At 37.0% G+C, this 216-nt stretch carries 1 protein-coding gene; it reads right to left on the bottom strand.

Features of this window, described 5'->3' with window-relative positions; translation table 11 throughout:
- The coding region (locus SMIDD28_RS10765; RefSeq protein WP_196756383.1) for a transposase at nucleotides 1-216 on the bottom strand (216 nt) is incomplete at both ends.

Below are 216 nucleotides of genomic sequence, written 5' to 3'. Positions count from 1 at the left end.
GGACATAATCTCAGGCAGATGTTTAAAATTACACTCAAAGTGGAAGTCATTGAGCTTTCGAATGACAGTTGAAGTTGAAATGGCCAGCTGATGAGCAATATCGGTCATAGAAGTCTTTTCAATCAACTTTTGCGCAATTTTTTGGTTGATAATACGAGGAATTTGGTGATTTTTCTTGACGATAGAAGTTTCAGCGACCATCATTTTTGAACAGTG

Origin of the sequence: Streptococcus mitis (assembly GCF_001579045.1) — a bacterium.
In the GTDB taxonomy this organism is placed as follows: Bacteria; Bacillota; Bacilli; order Lactobacillales; family Streptococcaceae; genus Streptococcus; species Streptococcus mitis_D.
Note: the sequence above shows the minus strand (reverse complement) of the source record. Positions and strands in the feature narration are given on the sequence as shown.